General features: G+C 70.0%; 15 protein-coding genes. 9 read left to right on the top strand and 6 right to left on the bottom strand.

Annotated features, from left to right (window positions below):
* Positions 1-149: 149 nt before the first annotated feature.
* A complete protein-coding gene (locus AC1IQ6_RS16900; RefSeq protein WP_102771528.1) occupies positions 150-1,721 on the bottom strand; it encodes an amidase in 1,572 nt (523 codons plus the stop codon).
* Between the two features lie 106 nt (positions 1,722-1,827).
* Here AC1IQ6_RS16900 and AC1IQ6_RS16895 point away from each other — a divergent pair, with 106 nt between their 5' ends.
* Positions 1,828-2,517 (top strand): FadR/GntR family transcriptional regulator, encoded by a 690-nt coding sequence (locus AC1IQ6_RS16895; protein WP_102771527.1) that lies wholly within the window; start codon positions 1,828-1,830, stop codon positions 2,515-2,517.
* A gap of 136 nt (positions 2,518-2,653) precedes the next feature.
* Positions 2,654-3,604, top strand: a complete 951-nt coding sequence (locus AC1IQ6_RS16890; RefSeq protein WP_102771526.1) for a Bug family tripartite tricarboxylate transporter substrate binding protein — start codon at positions 2,654-2,656, stop codon at positions 3,602-3,604.
* A gap of 36 nt (positions 3,605-3,640) precedes the next feature.
* Here AC1IQ6_RS16890 and AC1IQ6_RS16885 read toward each other — a convergent pair whose 3' ends face one another.
* Genes AC1IQ6_RS16885 through AC1IQ6_RS16875 form a run of 3 tightly spaced genes read right to left on the bottom strand, consistent with a single transcriptional unit; the run spans position 3,641 to position 6,174 of the window.
* A complete protein-coding gene (locus tag AC1IQ6_RS16885) occupies positions 3,641-4,222 on the bottom strand; it encodes an amino acid synthesis family protein (RefSeq protein ID WP_102771525.1) in 582 nt (193 codons plus the stop codon).
* 32 nt (positions 4,223-4,254) lie between these two features.
* The gene (locus tag AC1IQ6_RS16880; protein WP_246842398.1) at positions 4,255-5,223 is read right to left on the bottom strand and encodes a Bug family tripartite tricarboxylate transporter substrate binding protein; all 969 of its coding nucleotides are present in this window, start codon (positions 5,221-5,223) and stop codon (positions 4,255-4,257) included.
* 42 nt (positions 5,224-5,265) lie between these two features.
* Positions 5,266-6,174 (bottom strand): NAD(P)-dependent oxidoreductase, encoded by a 909-nt coding sequence (locus AC1IQ6_RS16875; RefSeq protein WP_485864989.1) that lies wholly within the window; start codon positions 6,172-6,174, stop codon positions 5,266-5,268.
* Between the two features lie 121 nt (positions 6,175-6,295).
* Here AC1IQ6_RS16875 and AC1IQ6_RS16870 point away from each other — a divergent pair, with 121 nt between their 5' ends.
* Complete coding sequence (locus AC1IQ6_RS16870; RefSeq protein ID WP_111825425.1) at positions 6,296-7,189, top strand: LysR family transcriptional regulator; 894 nt, start codon at positions 6,296-6,298, stop codon at positions 7,187-7,189.
* A gap of 33 nt (positions 7,190-7,222) precedes the next feature.
* Here the strand turns inward: AC1IQ6_RS16870 and AC1IQ6_RS16865 are convergent, their stop codons facing one another.
* Positions 7,223-8,041, bottom strand: coding sequence for an IclR family transcriptional regulator (locus AC1IQ6_RS16865; RefSeq protein WP_102771522.1), 819 nt, complete (start codon positions 8,039-8,041; stop codon positions 7,223-7,225).
* Between the two features lie 124 nt (positions 8,042-8,165).
* On the opposite strand from AC1IQ6_RS16865, the gene AC1IQ6_RS16860 reads away from it, so the two are divergent.
* Genes AC1IQ6_RS16860 through AC1IQ6_RS16850 form a run of 3 tightly spaced genes read left to right on the top strand, consistent with a single transcriptional unit; the run spans position 8,166 to position 12,089 of the window.
* Complete coding sequence (locus AC1IQ6_RS16860; RefSeq protein ID WP_102771521.1) at positions 8,166-8,957, top strand: enoyl-CoA hydratase/isomerase family protein; 792 nt, start codon at positions 8,166-8,168, stop codon at positions 8,955-8,957.
* A complete protein-coding gene (locus AC1IQ6_RS16855; RefSeq protein WP_485864988.1) occupies positions 8,954-11,062 on the top strand; it encodes an acetate--CoA ligase family protein in 2,109 nt (702 codons plus the stop codon). Before AC1IQ6_RS16860 ends, AC1IQ6_RS16855 begins: the two co-directional genes overlap by 4 nt.
* Before the next feature lie 34 nt (positions 11,063-11,096).
* The gene (locus AC1IQ6_RS16850) at positions 11,097-12,089 is read left to right on the top strand and encodes a tripartite tricarboxylate transporter substrate binding protein (protein WP_485864987.1); all 993 of its coding nucleotides are present in this window, start codon (positions 11,097-11,099) and stop codon (positions 12,087-12,089) included.
* Between the two features lie 57 nt (positions 12,090-12,146).
* Here the strand turns inward: AC1IQ6_RS16850 and AC1IQ6_RS16845 are convergent, their stop codons facing one another.
* Positions 12,147-13,010, bottom strand: coding sequence for a pirin family protein (locus AC1IQ6_RS16845; protein ID WP_485864986.1), 864 nt, complete (start codon positions 13,008-13,010; stop codon positions 12,147-12,149).
* Positions 13,011-13,268: 258 nt separating this feature from the next.
* On the opposite strand from AC1IQ6_RS16845, the gene AC1IQ6_RS16840 reads away from it, so the two are divergent.
* The 3 genes from AC1IQ6_RS16840 to nrfD all read left to right on the top strand — a co-directional run bounded on the left by AC1IQ6_RS16840 (position 13,269) and on the right by nrfD (position 15,646).
* The gene (locus AC1IQ6_RS16840; RefSeq protein ID WP_246842435.1) at positions 13,269-13,706 is read left to right on the top strand and encodes a DNA-deoxyinosine glycosylase; all 438 of its coding nucleotides are present in this window, start codon (positions 13,269-13,271) and stop codon (positions 13,704-13,706) included.
* A gap of 123 nt (positions 13,707-13,829) precedes the next feature.
* Positions 13,830-14,597, top strand: coding sequence for a sulfate reduction electron transfer complex DsrMKJOP subunit DsrO (dsrO, locus tag AC1IQ6_RS16835; RefSeq protein WP_102771517.1), 768 nt, complete (start codon positions 13,830-13,832; stop codon positions 14,595-14,597).
* An 11-nt stretch (positions 14,598-14,608) separates the two neighbouring features.
* On the top strand, positions 14,609-15,646 hold the full coding sequence (gene nrfD / locus AC1IQ6_RS16830; protein WP_479730029.1) for an NrfD/PsrC family molybdoenzyme membrane anchor subunit: 1,038 nt from the start codon (positions 14,609-14,611) through the stop codon (positions 15,644-15,646).
* Positions 15,647-15,654 lie beyond the last annotated feature (8 nt).

Here is a 15,654-nt window from a genome sequence, read left to right as displayed (position 1 = left end):
TCCTTAGGCGAAGGCGCTGCGGCGGTGCCGGCGTGCGCGCGAAACGCACGGGATCGGCGGTCGGGAACGTCGTTTGTTTTTTAATCCTGTCGGACTGGTCTGACCAGTTAGTGTTTACCAGCATGCGCGGCCGCCCGGCCGCGCCGCGTTCAGGCAGCCAGCAGCGCCTCCACCCGCGCCGCGGCGTTGAGCACGCGCCAGTCGGCGCCGCGCGCGCCCGCGATCTGCAAGCCGATTGGCAGGCCGTTGGCGCCGCTGCCGCAAGGCAGCGTCAGCGCGGGCATGCCGGTCAGGTTGAAGGGCATGGTCAGGCCGGTGACGGCGGTGTGCAGCGGCACCTCCTGGCCGCCGATCTCGACCGCGCCGCCGCCCGAGCGCGGCGGCTCGATGCGCAGGGTGGGCGTGACCAGCACGTCCACCGCCTGCATCGCCTGCTCGAACCTATGCGCCAGCACGGCGCGGCCGCGCTGCGCCCGGGCGTACCAGGTGGCGGGAAAGAACTGGCCGATCTCCAGCCGCACGCGCACGTCGGCGCCCAGGGTCTCGGGCTGGTCGACCAGGCGGCGCCAATGGATGTCGGTGGCTTCGCTGCACAGCGTGGCGAACTGCAGCGCGGCGCTGTGTTCGACGCCGGGCAGGTCGATCGGCACCAGCACCGCGCCGTCGGCCTGCATGCGGGCCAGCGCCTGGTCCACGGCGTGGGCCACGTCCTCGGCCAGCGGCGCGTAGAAGTAATTGCGCGGCACGCCCACGCGCAGCCCGCGCAGCGCGCCGACGCTGACGGTGCGTTCGGCCTGGCCGGCCATGATGGAGTAGGCCAGCGCGGCGTCGGCCACGCTGGCGGCGATCGGGCCGATGTGGTCCAGGCTGGCGCCCAGCGCCTGCGCGCCGTCGCGCGAAATCGCGTCGAAAGTGGGCTTGAATCCGACCACGCCGCAGCACGCGGCCGGGATGCGGATCGAGCCGGCGGTGTCGGTGCCGATGGCCAGGCGCACGATGCCGGCGGCCACCGCCGCGGCCGAGCCGCCGCTGGAGCCGCCCGCCGTGTAGCCGGCCGCCCGCGGGTTGCCGACCCAGCCGTAGTGCGGATTCTCGCTGGTGATGCCGTAGGCCAGTTCGTGCAGGTTGGTGGTGCCCACCACCAGCGCGCCGGCCTCGCGCAGCCGCGCCACGGCCAGCGCGTCGCGCAGCGCGGGCGGAGGCTTGAGCCCGCCGCTGCCGTTGGTCTGCGAGAAGCCGGCCACCTGCATCAGGTCCTTGACCGCGAAGGGCACGCCCATCAGCGGCATGGCGGCGCCTTCCCGCAGCTTGCGCGCCGCGGCGGCGGCCGCGCCATCCAGCGCCGGCGTGTCCGACAGCGTGATGAAGGCGTTCAGGCCGGCCTGCTGGCGGGCCGCGGCCAGCGCGGCCTTGGCCGGTTCGGCCGCGCGCTCGGGCGCGTCGCGCGCTTCGCGCGCAATGGCCGCGATGCCGGGCGCATGGCGCGAGACGGCGATGCCGCGGCCGGCCTGGGCCGCCGGCAGCTTGTCGCCGGGCGCGGCCGGCGGCGGCGCCAGATAGCCCAGCTCGGTCTCCGGGGCCAGCGCGTCCAGCGCCTCCAGTTCCGGCAGGTTGACGCGCAGGCGGTCGAGCCAGGCCTGGCGCCGTTCGCCATAGGGGTAGTCGCCCAGCCGCGCCAGGGCGTCGACGGCGCGCGAGAATCTTTCGTACAGATCGGTCATGTCGTGCTTGTCCTTACCGGTCAGACCAGTTGGGTGTCATAATGCCGAGGCAGGTATGGGCTGTCAACGACGCTACGCGCCGGCCTGCGCACAGAGGGACGCCGCGATGAATACCGTTGAACACATAGCCCAGCAGCTGCAGGCCCGCATCCGCGCCGGCGAATGGGCGGCGGCCGGCAAGCTGCCGGGCCAACGCCAGCTGGCCGAGTCGCTGGCCGTGAGCCGCGCCTCGCTGCGCGAGGCCATCACCATGCTGGAAGGCCTGGGCCTGCTGCGCAGCGAAGCCGGCCGCGGCGTCTTCATCGCCCGGCCCGGCGAAAAAGGCCTGGGCAGCGCCTACGGGCGCTGGCGCTTCCAGGGGCGCTACGCGCTGCGCGACGTCTACCTGGTGCGCAACCAGCTCGAAGAACTGGCCGCGGGGCTGGCCGCCAGCGTGGTCACCCAGGCCGGGCTGGGCCGCCTGCACGCCACCATCGCGCAGATGGAGCAGGCCGCCGACGCCGGCGACCTGGTCACGATGTCCGAGGGCGACCATGCCTTCCATGCCTGCCTGTTCGAGATCGCCGGCAGCCCCATGCTGCTGGACCTGGCCGAAAGCATCGCCGACGTGGTCGACGGCAGCCGCCAGGTCGCCTTCGCCGACCCGGCCCGCGTGCGCGAGCCGATACGCGAACACGCCGAAATCATCCAGGCGCTGGCCACCGGCTCGCCTGAGGCCGCGCGCCGCGCGATGCGGGCCCATATCTGCAACGTGGCCGACCGCGCCGGGCTGTCGCTGACGATCCCCGGCGCTTGACCCCCTTGATACGCAGTCGATATCAGCAGGCAAATTCTTAATATTGGACACGAAGCGCGCCCGCCCTCTAGAGTCAGGTCACAACTAGACCAGACCAGACCAGGAGACACAGGTGCGAACCTACAGAAGACAATTGATGGCGGCCGCCATCGGCGGCTGCCTGCTGGCCGCGCTGCCCGCGGCGCACGCCGAGACCTTTCCTTCCCGTCCGCTGAAATTCGTGGTGCCGTTCGGTCCCGGCAGCGGAACCGACACCTCGGCGCGCTATTTCGCGCGCCAGCTGCAGGAGTTGACCGGCCAGCCCGTGGTGGTCGAGAACCGCCCCGGGGCCAACGGCTTCATCGCGGTCAAGAACGTGCTGGCCGCGCCGGCCGACGGCTATACCATCTTCATCGGCAGCAATTCCACGCTGGCCGTGAACGCCGCGCTGTTCAAGCAGCTGCCCTACGACCCGGTGGCCGACTTCTCGCCGCTGACCATGATGATGCGCTCGCCGGCCATGCTGGCCGTCAAGCCGCAGGCGACGTACGCCGACCTGAAAGGCTTGATCGCCTACGCCAAGGCCAATACGGGCAAGGTGAACTTCGGCGCCGGCTCGGCCGGCTACCAGTTGATGGGCGAGCTGCTCAACGACAGCGCCGGCATCCAGGCCGTGCACGTGCCGTTCAAGGGCGCGGCCGACGCCATCACCGCCGTGGCCTCGGGCACGGTGGACTACACCTTCGCCGAAGTGACGGCGGTGCAGGAGCTGGCCAAGGACGGACGGGTCAAGGCCGTCGCCGTCGCGTCGGACAAGCGCGTGTCGACCTCGCCCGACGTGCCGACCGCAAGCGAAGCGGGGCTGCCGGGCTTCGAGGCCTACACCTGGGTGGGCGCGATGGTCAGCGCCAAGACGCCGCCCGGGCAGACCGCCAGACTGGCGGAGCTGTTCACCCAGATCTCGAAAATGGACGAGACCCGGCGCTTCTACGAACGCCTGGGCGCCACGCCCATGACGGGCGGTCCGCAGCAGATGCGCACCTTCCAGGAAAACGAGATCGCGCTGTGGAAGCGCATCGTCGTCAAGGCGAAGGTGCCGCAGCAGTAAGCGCGCCGGCCACGCCCGCGGGCGTGGCCGCCGGCTTCAACGCTGGCCGTCGTGCACCTTGACGGCTTCTTTGGTCAGCCCGCCCAGCCGCGAATGCACGCGCCCGCCCGTGCCCATGACCAGCGCGAACAGGATCTCGTTGGCGCGCGGCGCGTCCTGGATGCCGATTTCGATGCTGTTGAAATGGCTGCGGACGTAAGAGGCGTGGATGTAGTGCACCGGCACCATCATGCGGTAGCCGGCCACGGCCACGGCCTTGACCGCCGGGACCATGGCCTTGGGCTCGCCCAGCACGCTGCGCATGGCCCAGCCGCCGGCTTCGTGCCAGACCGCGCCGTGTTCCATTTCGCCGTCCAGGCCCACGATGGCGGCCTTGCTGTAGACCTCGATCCTGTCCTTGCCGCCCAGCGTCTCCACCAGTTCGGTCGCCAGCAGCGTGCCCAGGCTGCGCAGTTCGGCCATGAAGGGCATGAGGTCCGGTTCGTAGCGGCCGGCGTAGGGATTGCGGATAACGGCGCAGGACGCGGCGAGCTTGAGCGGCTGCGCGGGCGGCGGGCCGTTTTCATGGAGCGTGGTCTCGACGATGAGGCAGCGTTTGCGGATATCGATCAGCGACATGGAAGTGTTCCTGGAAAAGTCGAAAGACGGAGTCATTGCGGCGGAATGCCGGTTTCCTTGACGATGGCGGCCCATTTGCCGATTTCGGCGCGCACGAAGCCGCCGAACTCGGCGGGGCTTTGCCGCTTGACGGTCAGGCCCTGGCGCGCGTAGGTCTGCTTCAGTTCCTCGTTGGCCAGCGCCTGGCCCAGCGATTGCGACAGGCGGTCGAGCACCGGCGCGGGCAGGCCGGCCGGGCCCATGAGGCCGAACCACACCGTCAGGTCGAAGCCGGGCGCGCCGGTTTCGTTCAGCGTGGGGATGTCCGGCGCCAGCGCGAAGCGCTCGGGCGTGCTGACGCCGTAGGGCTTGACCTTGCCGGCGCGCGCCTGCTGCAGGCCGTTGGCCAGGTCGGTGAAGGTCAGGTCCACGGTGCCGCCGATGACGTCGGTAAGCGCCTGGGGGCCGCCGCGGTACGGCACCGGAGTGACGTCGATGTTGCCCATGGCCGCCAGCTTGGCGCCGAACACCTGCGCGCTGCCCGAGCCATAGGCATAGGTCAGCTTGCCCGGATGCCGGGCGCCGTAGGCGTACAGGTCGGACACCTTGGTGCCCGGCATGCGCGGCGAACCCACCAGCAGGTAAGGGGTCTCGGCCACCGCGCCGATGGGAGCCAGGTCGGCGGCGGGATCGTAGGGCAGGTCCTTGAACAGGCTCACGCCGCTGGCCGCGGTGGAGACGCCCACCACGACCAGGGTGTAGCCGTCGGGCTTTGCCTTGGCCACGTCGTGCGTGCCGATGATGCCGTTGGCGCCGGGCTTGTTCTCCACCACCACCGGCTGGCCCAGGTCGTCGGCCATGGCCTTGCCCAGGCTGCGGGCCACCACGTCGGTGATGCTGCCGGGCGGAAAGGGCACGACCATGCGGATGGGGCGGTCGGGATAGGCGGCGTGCGCGGCGGCGGCCAGCAGGGCCGCGCCCAGGCCGAGCGCCAGCCCGAGCGCGGCGGCGGATGGTTTCATGTCTGTCTCCTGTGGATGTCGTTATGGTTTGCGCCGGCGCGTTCAGGCCGGCGCGCAAGCGTTCAGGCGTTCCAGGTAGCGATGGATCTCGGTGTTGTCCACGCCGGCCGGCATGGCCTCCAGGGCGCGCTGCCACAGCGCCGTGCACAGCGACAGCTGCGAGGCGGAAACGCCGGCCAGCGCCTGCAGCGAGTCGGCGGTGCGCAGGTCCTTGGCCATCAGCGCCAGCGCGAAGCCGCCGTTGTACGTGCCCGGCACGATGAACTGGCGCAGCTTGGTCTCGGTGGCCACGTTGCGGCCGCTGGAGGCGTTGAGCACTTCGGTGAACACGTCCAGGTCCAGGTCCATGCGGCGCGCGATCGTCAGCGCCTCGCTGGCCGCCAGCAGGCCGGCCGCGTAGACGTAGTTGTTGAGCGCCTTCATGGCGTGGGCCGAGCCCACCTTGCCGGTGTGGATGAGCGAAGCGCCCATGCGCGCGAGCACCGGCCGCACGCGCTCCAGGCCATCGGCGTCGGCGCCTATCATGATGGCCAGCGTGCCGTTGGCGGCCTTGGCCACCGCGCCCGACACCGGCGCGTCGATCAGCGTCACGCCGGCCTCGCGCAGCAGCGGCGCCAGCCGCAGCGTCTCGGCGGGGTTGGACGAACCCATGTCCAGCAGCACCGAACCGGCGCGCATCACGCCGGCCAATCCGTGCTCGCCCTCGATGACGGCGTTGGTCACGGCGCTGTCCGGCAGCATGGTGATGACCACGTCGCAGCCGGCCAGCGCCCGCAGGTCGGCGGCCGGCCGCAGCGTCCTGTTCCAGGCCGAATGCTGCGCCAGGCGTTCCAGCCGCGCGGGGTCGCGGTCATGGGCCAGGATCTCGAAGTTCTCTTCGCCGCGCGCCAGGTTTTCCAGCATGGGCAGGCCCATCATGCCCAGGCCGACGAATCCTATCTTGAGTGTCATGCATTCCGTTTATCGAACCGGCCTGGAAAGTGCTCCAGGCGCTTCCTGGAATGCTAATGAACGCCCGCATTTCCCGGTTATGCTAAGTTCGGCAGGGGATATAACAAACGATTATCGGATCATGCGTTTCAAGCTCAGGCAGATGGAAGTATTCCGCGCGGTCATGCTGACCGGCTCCATGAACGGGGCGGCCAGGCTGCTGTTCGTGTCGCAGCCGGCCGTCAGCCGCCTCATCGCCCATACCGAACTGAGCCTGGGGCTGCAATTGTTCGAGCGCGACAAGGGCAAACTCACGCCCACCCCCGAGGCCCACCGCCTGTTCCAGGAAGTGGGGCCGCTATTCGAGGAAGCGCTGCGCGTCGACGAGCTAGCGCGCGACCTGGCCGAGCGCCCGCAGGGCGCATTGACGCTGTGCTCCAGCCCCAGCCTGGCGCTGAACTTCGTGCCGCCTGTGATCGCGCAATACCTGGAGCTGTATCCCGGCGTCAGGCTCAAGTTCCACACCACGCTGCTGGCGGACATGGCGCACGAACTGCTGGGGCGCAAGGCCGAGCTGGCGGTGTCGGTGCTGCCCATCGACCATCCCAACCTGGTGGTCGAGCCCCTGGCCACCGGCGAAATGGTCTGCATCCTGCCGCAAGGCCATCCGCTGGCTTCGCAGCCGGCGGTGGGCCTGGCGGAGCTGGCGCAATACCGGCTGATCCTCTACAGCCGCAACATTCCCTTCGGGCAACTGGTGGCGGCCGCGTTCCAGCGCGCCAACGTCAGCTGGAGCGCGGCGGTGGACATCGTGCGCGCGGAACTGGCCTGCGCCCTGGTGCGGGCCGGCGCGGGCGTGGCGATCGTGGACCAGTTCTCGGTCGGCGAGCAGGGCTGGCCGGGCGTGGTGACGCGGCCGCTGCGCGAATCGATTCCGCTGTCGCTGAGCCTGGTGCGCTCGCGCTTCGAGCGTCCCAGCCGGCACGTGCAGCGGTTCGTGCGCCTGATCAAGGAACACGCGCGCGCCTCGCTCTAGCGTCCTGCCGCGCGCAGGCGATGGCGGGCGGGTTCATCGTCCCGGTTCCTGCGCCTCCAGTTCATGCAGGATCTTGCGCTTCAAGGCCAGCAGCGCCGGGCCGTGCCGCCGTTCGACCCAGGCCTGGGTTTCGTCGGTGATCAGACTGAGGTTCAAGGCCAGCGTCGCGCCCGCCGGCAGCGCCAGCGGCGTGGACATGGCGACGACGCCCGGCTGCCACGAGGCCAGGCAATAGCCGGCGCTGGCGACCTTGGCGATGGCTTTCCCGATGTCGGCGATGACCGGTTTCCAGGACGCGCTGCGATAGCCGCGCATGATGCCGGCGAGCAAGGCGTCGCGGGCGGCCTCGTCCAGGGTGGCCAGATAGGCCCGTCCCAGCGAAGTCAGCTCGATGGGCACGCGCTGGCCGGCCACGATGGTGCGCAGCGACGCCTTGCGGTTGTAGCGGATGGATTCCAGGTAGACCATCTCGGCGCGGTCGGCGCTGGCCAGGCCGATGTTCACGCGCAGCTTGTTCGAGGCCTCGCGCATCAGCGGCGTGGCCGCCTTGAGCACCGGAGACGCCGCGCGCATCGCATGCCCCAGGCTGAGCACGGGCGCGGCCAGCCGGTAGGCGCGGGCGCGGCGGTCATGCGCCAGGAAGCCGCTGGTGACCAGCGTCTGCGTCAGCCGGCTGACCGTGGCGGCCGACAGTCCGGTGCGTTCGGCCAGCTCGCCGTTGCCCAGCAGATCGGTGCCGGGCTTGAACGCCCGCAGGATTTCCAGGCCGCGCTCCAGCGAGCGGTTCTGGCTGACGCCATCGAAGCGCCGGCGCGCCGCGGGCGAAGAATCGGGAAGGGGACGAGCGTTCATGCAATTCCATTCTATGGAAATAGCTGCGTGTATTCGGCAACTGTAGCGCCTACTGTGTCGTCATAGCCAGCGCGGGGTCCGGCAACGGAGCGCGCCGGCCAGACCCCTAAGACGGAGCGTGGAGATGGGCGGGTACGAATACATCGGACTTCAATCGCAGGACGGCGTGGCGACGCTGACGCTGAACCGGCCGGACAAGCGCAACGCGATCAGCGACGCCATGCGCGCCGAACTGATACACGCGCTGGAGGCGGTGGCGCAGGACCGCGCCGTCCGCGCGCTGGTGCTGACCGGCGCGGGCAAGGGCTTCTGCGCCGGCGGCGACATAGCCGGCATGCAGCGCCGCATGGAGGCGCCCGCCGGCGAGGTCGGGTTCAACGGCTGGTCGCGGCAGCAGCGCGTGCATCATGCGGTCAACCTGCTGTTCCGCATGCCCAAGCCGACGATCGCGGCGGTCAATGGCGCGGCCGCGGGGCTGGGCGCGGACACGGCCCTGAGCTGCGATTTCATCGTGGCTTCCGAAGCCGCGACCTTCACCTGGAGCTACATCGCCCGCGGCCTGATTCCCGACGGCGGCGGCATGTATTTCCTGCCTCGCCGCGTGGGCCTGGCGCGCGCCAAGGAACTGATCTATTCCGGCCGCAAGGTGCAGGCCGACGAAGCGCTGCGGCTGGGCATCGCCGACCGGCTCGCGCCCGCGGGCGAGGAGCTGGGCGCCGCCCAGGCCTGGGCCGCCGAACTCGCGCGGGGCTCGGCCACCGCGCTGGCATTGAGCAAGTCCATCCTGGACCAGAGTTCCGAATTGACGGCCGACCAGGTCTTCGCCATGGGCAGCCAGGCGCAGGGCATCTGCTACACCAGCGCCGAGCACCGCGAGTCGGTGGCCGCGTTCCTGGCCGCGAGGCAGTCCAAATGAGCGCGCTGGAGAAACTGCTGCGTCCGCGCAGCGTGGCGGTGGTGGGCGCTTCGGCCGATCCCGCCAAGACCTCGGGCCGGCCGGTGGCGTACCTGCGCAAGCACGGTTTCCAGGGAGCCATCTACCCCGTGAATCCCAAAGCGTCCGAGATCGACGGGCTGGCCTGCTATCCGGACGTGCGTTCGCTGCCGCAGGCGCCGGACGTGGCCATCGTGCTGCTGGGCGCCGATCGCACGCAGCAGGCCGTGCGCGAGCTGGCCGATATCGGCGCGGGCGCGGCCATCGTGCTGGCCAGCGGCTATTCGGAAACCGGCGAGGCGGGCGCGCGCCGCCAGCGCGAGCTGCGCGAGGCGGCGGGCGCCATGCGCATACTCGGGCCGAACACGATCGGCCTGGTCAACCTGACCGACCGCATCGTGCTGTCGGCCAGCGGCGCATTGGAGATGGACGGCCTGGTCAGCGGCGGCATCGGCCTGGTGTCGCAAAGCGGCGGCATCCTGGGCGCGCTGCTGTCGCGGGCCACGGCGCGCGGCATCGGGTTTTCCAAGCTGATTTCCACCAGCAACGAGGTCGACCTGGACCTGGCGGATTTCGTCGACGCGCTGGCCGACGACCCCGCGACCCGCGTGATCGCGCTCTACGTCGAGAGCATCCGCAATCCCCGGACGTTCCGCGCGGCGGCGCGCAAGGCCGCCCGCGCGGGCAAGCCCGTGGTGGCGTTCAAGATCGGCCGCTCCGACTCGGGCGCGCAGGCCGCGGCCTCGCACACGGGCGCGCTGGCCGGCGCCGACGCCATGTACGGCGCGCTGTTCGAAGAAACCGGCATCATCCGCGCGCAGACGTTTTCCGATCTGCTGGACATTCCGCTGGCCCTGGCCAGCGGACGTCCGCTGGGCGGGCGCCGGGTCGCCATCCTGACCTCGACCGGCGGCGCGGGCACCCTGGTGGCCGACAGCCTGGGCGTGGCGGGCTTCGCGCTGCCCGCGCCCGATGCGCGCTGCGGCGCGGCCCTGCGGGCGCTGCAGACCGGCGACCATGCGGCGCTGGACCGCAATCCCATCGACGTGACGCTGGCGGGCCTGCAGCCCGAACTGCTGCGCGGCGCCATCCGCATCGTGCTGGAGAGCGACCAGTACGACGCGATGGTGGTCATCGTGGGTTCGTCCGGCGTGGCCCGGCCCGAACTGATGGCCGGCGCGCTGAAGGACACGCTGGCGCTTTCGGACAAGCCGCTGCTGGCCTACATCAGCCCGCACGCGCCGCAGGCTGCCGAGACGCTGGGCCGCTACGGCATCCCGGCCTTCCATACGCCCGAGAGCGTCAGCGCCGCCTTGTCGGCCATGTGGCAGGCGCGCCCGCGCGGCCTGCCGGCGCAGGCCGAAGCCGTCGCGCCGGCGCCGCGCGCTCCGGTGGACTGCCCCGGGCAGGGACAGCTGGACGAAGCCCAGGCCAAGGCGCTGTTCGCCCGCTTCGGGATTCCGGGCGTCCGGGAAATCGTGGTGCATACCGAGGAACAGGCCGCCGAGGCGGCGCGGCAACTCGGGCCCCGCGTCGTGTTGAAGCTGCTGTCCAGCGAGATCACGCACAAGAGCGACGTGGGCGGCGTGGCGGTCGGCGTGCCGGCCGAACACGTGGCGGCCCGCCTGCGGCGGATGGCCGATGACGTGCAGCGGCATACGGGCCGCCGGCCCGACGCCTTCCTGGTCCAGGAGATGGTGACCGGGGCCGCCGAAGTGATCGTCGGGCTGCACAAGGACCCGCTGGGCGCGGCGATTCTGCTGGGCATGGGCGGCGTCGTCGCCGAACTGATCCGCGACACCACGCTGCTGTTGCTGCCAGAAGACGGCGCGGCGCTGACGCCCGCGCAGGTCGAGGCGGCCTTGCGGCGCCTGAAGACCTGGCCCTTGCTGGACGGCTATCGCGCCCGCGAACGGGCCGACGTGCCGGCTCTGGTCGAGGCCGTGCTGGCCTTCGCCCGCATGGCGCAGGCATTGCAGGACCGGCTGGCCGAGGCGGAGATCAATCCGCTGTTCGTCAGGCGCATGGGGCAGGGCGTATGCGCGGCCGACGGCGTCGCGGTGCTGGACCATCCCCGTGCGCCTTGAGCGTACGGGCGTTAAAAAACACGAGGAGACGACAATGAACTTCAGCAGCATATCGACGCGATGCGTCCGGGCCCTGGCCGCCGCGGCGGCGGTGGCGGGCGTTCTGGCGGCGGCGCCGGCGCAGGCCGCTTTTCCGGAACGGCCGCTGCGCATCGTGGTGCCGTTCACGCCGGGCGGCGGCACCGACATCGTCGCGCGCCAGTTGGCCAAGGGACTGACCGATGAACTGGGGCAGTCCGTCATCGTCGAGAACCGGCCCGGCGGCAGCACCATCATCGGCACCGAAAACGTGGCCAAAAGCCCGGCGGACGGCTACACCATGCTGATGGCGACCTTCGCCCACGCCGTGAATCCGGCCATGCAGAAAAAGCTGCCCTACGACACAGACCAGGCCTTCGCGGCGGTGGCGATGATAGGCAAATCGCCCAACGTCCTGGTCGTGTCCGCCAAGTCCCGCTTCAACAGCGTGCGGGACATCCTGGCCTATGCCCGCGCCAATCCGGGCAAGCTGACGTTCGGCTCCTATGGCAACGGCACCTCCGCGCACCTGGCGGGCGAGCTGTTCAAGAGCCTGGGCAGGGCCGACATCCTGCACGTGCCGTACAAGGGGGCGGGACCCGCCATCAACGATCTGATCGGCGGCCAGATCGACATGATCTTCTCGACCTCGGCCAGCGTCAGCGGCCAGGTCAAGAACCGGCAATTGCGCGCGCTGGCGGTGACGACCAAGAACCGTTCGCCCGCCTATCCGGGCGTGCCGACCGTGGCCGAGTCCGGCGAGCCGGACTACTTCGTCGACAGCTGGTATGGCGTGTTCGTGCCCCAGGGCACGCCCAGGCCCGTCATCGACCGCCTCAACGCCGCGATCAAGAAGGTCTCGACGGACCAGGCGTTCCAGGCGGCGCTGGAATTGGAAGGACTGGCCGCCCAGGTCGGAACGCCCGAGGAGTTGGACGCGTACGTGAAGCAGGAGGAAGCGCGCTGGACCAGGATCGTGGAGCAGGCGGGAATCGCCGAGCAGCCCTAGGCGCGCCGGCCCGGCGGAAAACCCGTTGCGGGGCCGGCCGCCGCCGGCCCCGGCGCTTCAATGCATCTGGCCGTAACGCCCGGCGTTGAAGTCCTGGATGGCCTCGACGATCTCGGCCTGGGAGTTCATCACGAAGGGGCCGTAGCCGACCACCGGCTCGTCGATGGGCTCGCCGCTCAGGATCAGGAACACCGCATCGTTGTTGGCCTCGATGCTGATGTCCTCGCCGTCCTGCGAGAACAGCGCCAGCTGCGCGTCGCGGGCGACGGTTTCGCCGTTGACCAGCACCGTGCCGCGCAGCGTCACCAGCATGCTGTTGCGGCCGGCGGCGATCGGGAAGGTCGCCGACTTGCCGGCGCTCATGCGCACGTCCCACACGTCCATGGGCGTGAAGGTGCGCGCCGGCCCCGCGTGGCCCGCGTAGTCGCCCGCGATCACGCGCAGCGTGCCCGCGCCGTCCGGCAGCGCCACCGCCGGGATGTCGGCGTCGAGGATGCTCTGGTAGCCCGCCGGGGCCTTCTTGTCCTTGGCCGGCAGGTTGACCCACAGCTGCACCATTTCCAGTTCTCCGCCCTTGCGGGTGAATTCATGGGAATGGAATTCCTCGTGCAGAATGCCCGAGGCGGCGGTCATCCATTGCACGTCGCCGGGACCGATGACGCCGCCCTTGCCGGTGGAATCGCGGTGCTCGACTTCGCCGCTGTAGACGATGGTCACGGTTTCGAAGCCGCGATGCGGATGCTGGCCCACGCCGCGCGGCTGGTCGGCCGGCTCGAAGCGGGCCGGGCCGGCGTAATCCAGCAGCAGGAACGGGCTGGTGTTCTTGCCCTTGTCGCTATAGGAGAACATAGAGCGAACCGGGAAGCCGTCGCCCACCCAGTGGGGACGGGGGCTGGCATGCAAACCGAGGATCTTCTTCATGGTTGTATTTCCTGTTGCGCGGCCCCATCGGGGCCGTTCGTCATGTCTATGAAGATAAGGGCGCAAGGCCGCTGGCGGTAGCCCCTGCCATTGATAAGCACTGTTCCATAAGCTGAACGATGGCGCGGGATTTTGCCGTTGGCGTATTCTGTGGCCATGCAACGTTCCACAGACCCGGCCCGGGCAGGGCATGACGACCGGGTGCAGGGCTTCGCGCCGGTGGCGCGCGCCGATGCGCGCGTCCTGGTGCTGGGCTCCATGCCCGGCGTGGCCTCGCTCAGGCAGGCCCGCTATTACGCGCATCCGCGCAACGCCTTCTGGCCCATCGCGGCCCGCGTTTTCGGCTTCGATCCGGCGCTGGACTACGCGGCCCGGCTGGCCGCGCTGCAGGCGGGCGGAGTCGCCTTATGGGACGTGCTGCAAGCCTGCGAACGCCCGGGCAGCCTGGACGCCGACATCCGCGCCGATACGCTGGTGGCCAACGATTTCGCCGCATTCCTGGAACGGCACCCGGGCATCGCGCGGGTCTGCTTCAACGGCGCCAAGGCCGCCGCGCTGTACCGGCGCCACGTCCTGCCGGGCCTGGACGCCGGGCTGGAATACGTCGCGCTGCCCTCGACCAGCCCGGCCCACGCCGCGGCCTCGTTCGAGCAGAAACTGGCCGTCTGGAGCAGGGCGCTCAGGCCGGCGGACTGACCCGGCGAGGCATTTTGGGGACGGATTCTCGATTAATCCGTCCCCCGTTGATTCATATCAAGCCTCTATATAATCCCGAGTGATAAGTTTATTCACGTAACACTTATGCGCTTGGAGAACCGTATGCATCCCCCCGCCAGCCCCCCGGAAACGCCTTTGCCGGGTAAACGTGGCTTCCTCAAAGGACTACTCGGGCTGGGGGCGGCGGCGACCGTCATTCCCATCCATGCCGAGGCCGCCGGCCTCAACGGGCAGCCGCCGCGCCGCCCCGGCATGGCGGGCAAGCGCTACGGCATGGTGGTGGACATGCGCAAATGCATCGGCTGCCAATCCTGTACGGTCAGCTGTTCCATGGAGAACCTGCCCCCCATCGGCCAGTTCCGCACCACCGTTCTGCAATACGAGGTCAAGCCCGACGACGGCCCGGCCGCGATGGTGATGCTGCCGCGCCTGTGCAACCACTGCGACAACCCGCCCTGCGTGCCGGTCTGTCCGGTGCAGGCCACGTTCCAGCGCGAGGACGGCATCGTGCTGGTCGACAACGAGCGCTGCGTCGGCTGCGCGTATTGCGTGCAGGCCTGTCCTTACGACGCCCGCTTCATCAACCACGAAACCCAGACCGCGGACAAGTGCACGTTCTGCGAGCACCGGCTGGAGGCCGGCCTGCTGCCGGCCTGCGTGGAAAGCTGCGTGGGCGGCGCCCGCGTGATCGGCGACCTGAACGATCCGGATAGCGCGATTTCGCGGCTGCTGGCCGAGCACAAGGACGAGGTCAAGGTGCTCAAGCCCGAGATGAAGACCGATCCCCACGTCTATTACATCGGCCTGCCCGATGCGTTCGTCCACCAGGTCGACGGCCAGGCCGGCGTGCGGCTGGCCGGCGCCCATTGAAGGGGATATCCATGCAGATCTCCGAATTGCTCACGCCGGTCTACGACGCCGCCTGGCTGCCCTGGGCGGTGCAGTACTTCTTCCTCATCGGCATCAGCGCCACCACGGCGCTGACCGCCGCCTTCTCGGCCTTCGGGCGCGAAGGGTCTTCCGCGCGCCGGCTGCTGCCGGCGGCGGTGGCGGTGCTGCTGGTCAGCGCCATCGCCGCGCCCGTGTCGCTGCTGGCCGACCTGCACCAGCCGGGCCGCTTCTGGCATTTCTATACCCAGCTCACGCCCTGGTCGTGGATGTGGCTGGGCGCGCTGCTGCTGCCGGCCTTCGTGGGCCTGGCGCTGCTGTTCAGCGCGGCCTGGTGGTGGGGCCGCGTCGGCGTGCTGCGCGCGACGGCCACGCTGCTGGCGCTGTCGGCGCTGTCCATCCTGGTCTATACCGGCGCCGAAGTCATGGTGCTGCGTTCGCGGCCGCTGTGGCACACGGTGTTCCTGCCCGTGAACTTCGCGCTGACCGCCTGGCTGGGCGCGCTGGGCGCCATGTTCCTGATGGGCCGCTGGCTGCCCGGCGGCATGCGCGCCTTGCCGGTGGACATGCTGCGCCGCCTGAGCGTGACCGCCGTGGTGATGATGGCGCTGGGCGCCGGCGCCTGGGCGCTGCTGGGCCTGCTGGGGCTGGACCCGTCGTTCGACGCGGCCCTGCGCCTGTTCGCGCAATTCCCCATCTGGCGCATCAGCCTGGCGGGCGCCGTGATCACGGCCTTCTGCATCATCGCGCTGCTGCAGCGCCCGGCCCGCACGCTGGCCGAGCCGCTGCCCTCGGCCGCGCTGGCGCTGACCATGCTGGCCGCCGCCTGGATATTCCGCTGGGTCGTGTTCATGAGCGTGCAGGGCGTGCCGAAGTACGGCGCCGGCCTCTATCTGTACGACATGCCCTGGGGCAGCGATGGCCTGCTCGGCATGGTGGGCGTGCTGGGCCTGTGCGTGGCGCTGGTCGCCGCCGTGACCTGGGCCCTGGAACTGTTCCCGGCGCGCAAGCCGGGCACGGCATCGGCCTGACGCAAGAA

The organism is Achromobacter sp. MUI-25009338, assembly GCF_057359325.1.
This window is presented reverse-complemented; position numbering and strand designations above follow the sequence as displayed.

Bases quoted from the DNA above. Each gene is read 5' to 3' on its own strand.
- AC1IQ6_RS16890 (WP_102771526.1), top strand. From the start codon at position 2,654: ATGGCGGCCGCCATCGGCGGCTGCCTGCTGGCCGCGCTGCCCGCGGCG.
- dsrO (WP_102771517.1), top strand. From the start codon at position 13,830: ATGCATCCCCCCGCCAGCCCCCCGGAAACGCCTTTGCCGGGTAAACGT.
- AC1IQ6_RS16880 (WP_246842398.1), bottom strand. From the start codon at position 5,223: ATGAAACCATCCGCCGCCGCGCTCGGGCTGGCGCTCGGCCTGGGCGCG.
- AC1IQ6_RS16870 (WP_111825425.1), top strand. From the start codon at position 6,296: ATGCGTTTCAAGCTCAGGCAGATGGAAGTATTCCGCGCGGTCATGCTG.
- AC1IQ6_RS16850 (WP_485864987.1), top strand. From the start codon at position 11,097: ATGAACTTCAGCAGCATATCGACGCGATGCGTCCGGGCCCTGGCCGCC.
- AC1IQ6_RS16855 (WP_485864988.1), top strand. From the start codon at position 8,954: ATGAGCGCGCTGGAGAAACTGCTGCGTCCGCGCAGCGTGGCGGTGGTG.
- AC1IQ6_RS16900 (WP_102771528.1), bottom strand. From the start codon at position 1,721: ATGACCGATCTGTACGAAAGATTCTCGCGCGCCGTCGACGCCCTGGCG.
- AC1IQ6_RS16865 (WP_102771522.1), bottom strand. From the start codon at position 8,041: ATGAACGCTCGTCCCCTTCCCGATTCTTCGCCCGCGGCGCGCCGGCGC.
- AC1IQ6_RS16860 (WP_102771521.1), top strand. From the start codon at position 8,166: ATGGGCGGGTACGAATACATCGGACTTCAATCGCAGGACGGCGTGGCG.
- AC1IQ6_RS16840 (WP_246842435.1), top strand. From the start codon at position 13,269: ATGCCCGGCGTGGCCTCGCTCAGGCAGGCCCGCTATTACGCGCATCCG.
- AC1IQ6_RS16875 (WP_485864989.1), bottom strand. From the start codon at position 6,174: ATGACACTCAAGATAGGATTCGTCGGCCTGGGCATGATGGGCCTGCCC.
- nrfD (WP_479730029.1), top strand. From the start codon at position 14,609: ATGCAGATCTCCGAATTGCTCACGCCGGTCTACGACGCCGCCTGGCTG.
- AC1IQ6_RS16845 (WP_485864986.1), bottom strand. From the start codon at position 13,010: ATGAAGAAGATCCTCGGTTTGCATGCCAGCCCCCGTCCCCACTGGGTG.
- AC1IQ6_RS16895 (WP_102771527.1), top strand. From the start codon at position 1,828: ATGAATACCGTTGAACACATAGCCCAGCAGCTGCAGGCCCGCATCCGC.
- AC1IQ6_RS16885 (WP_102771525.1), bottom strand. From the start codon at position 4,222: ATGTCGCTGATCGATATCCGCAAACGCTGCCTCATCGTCGAGACCACG.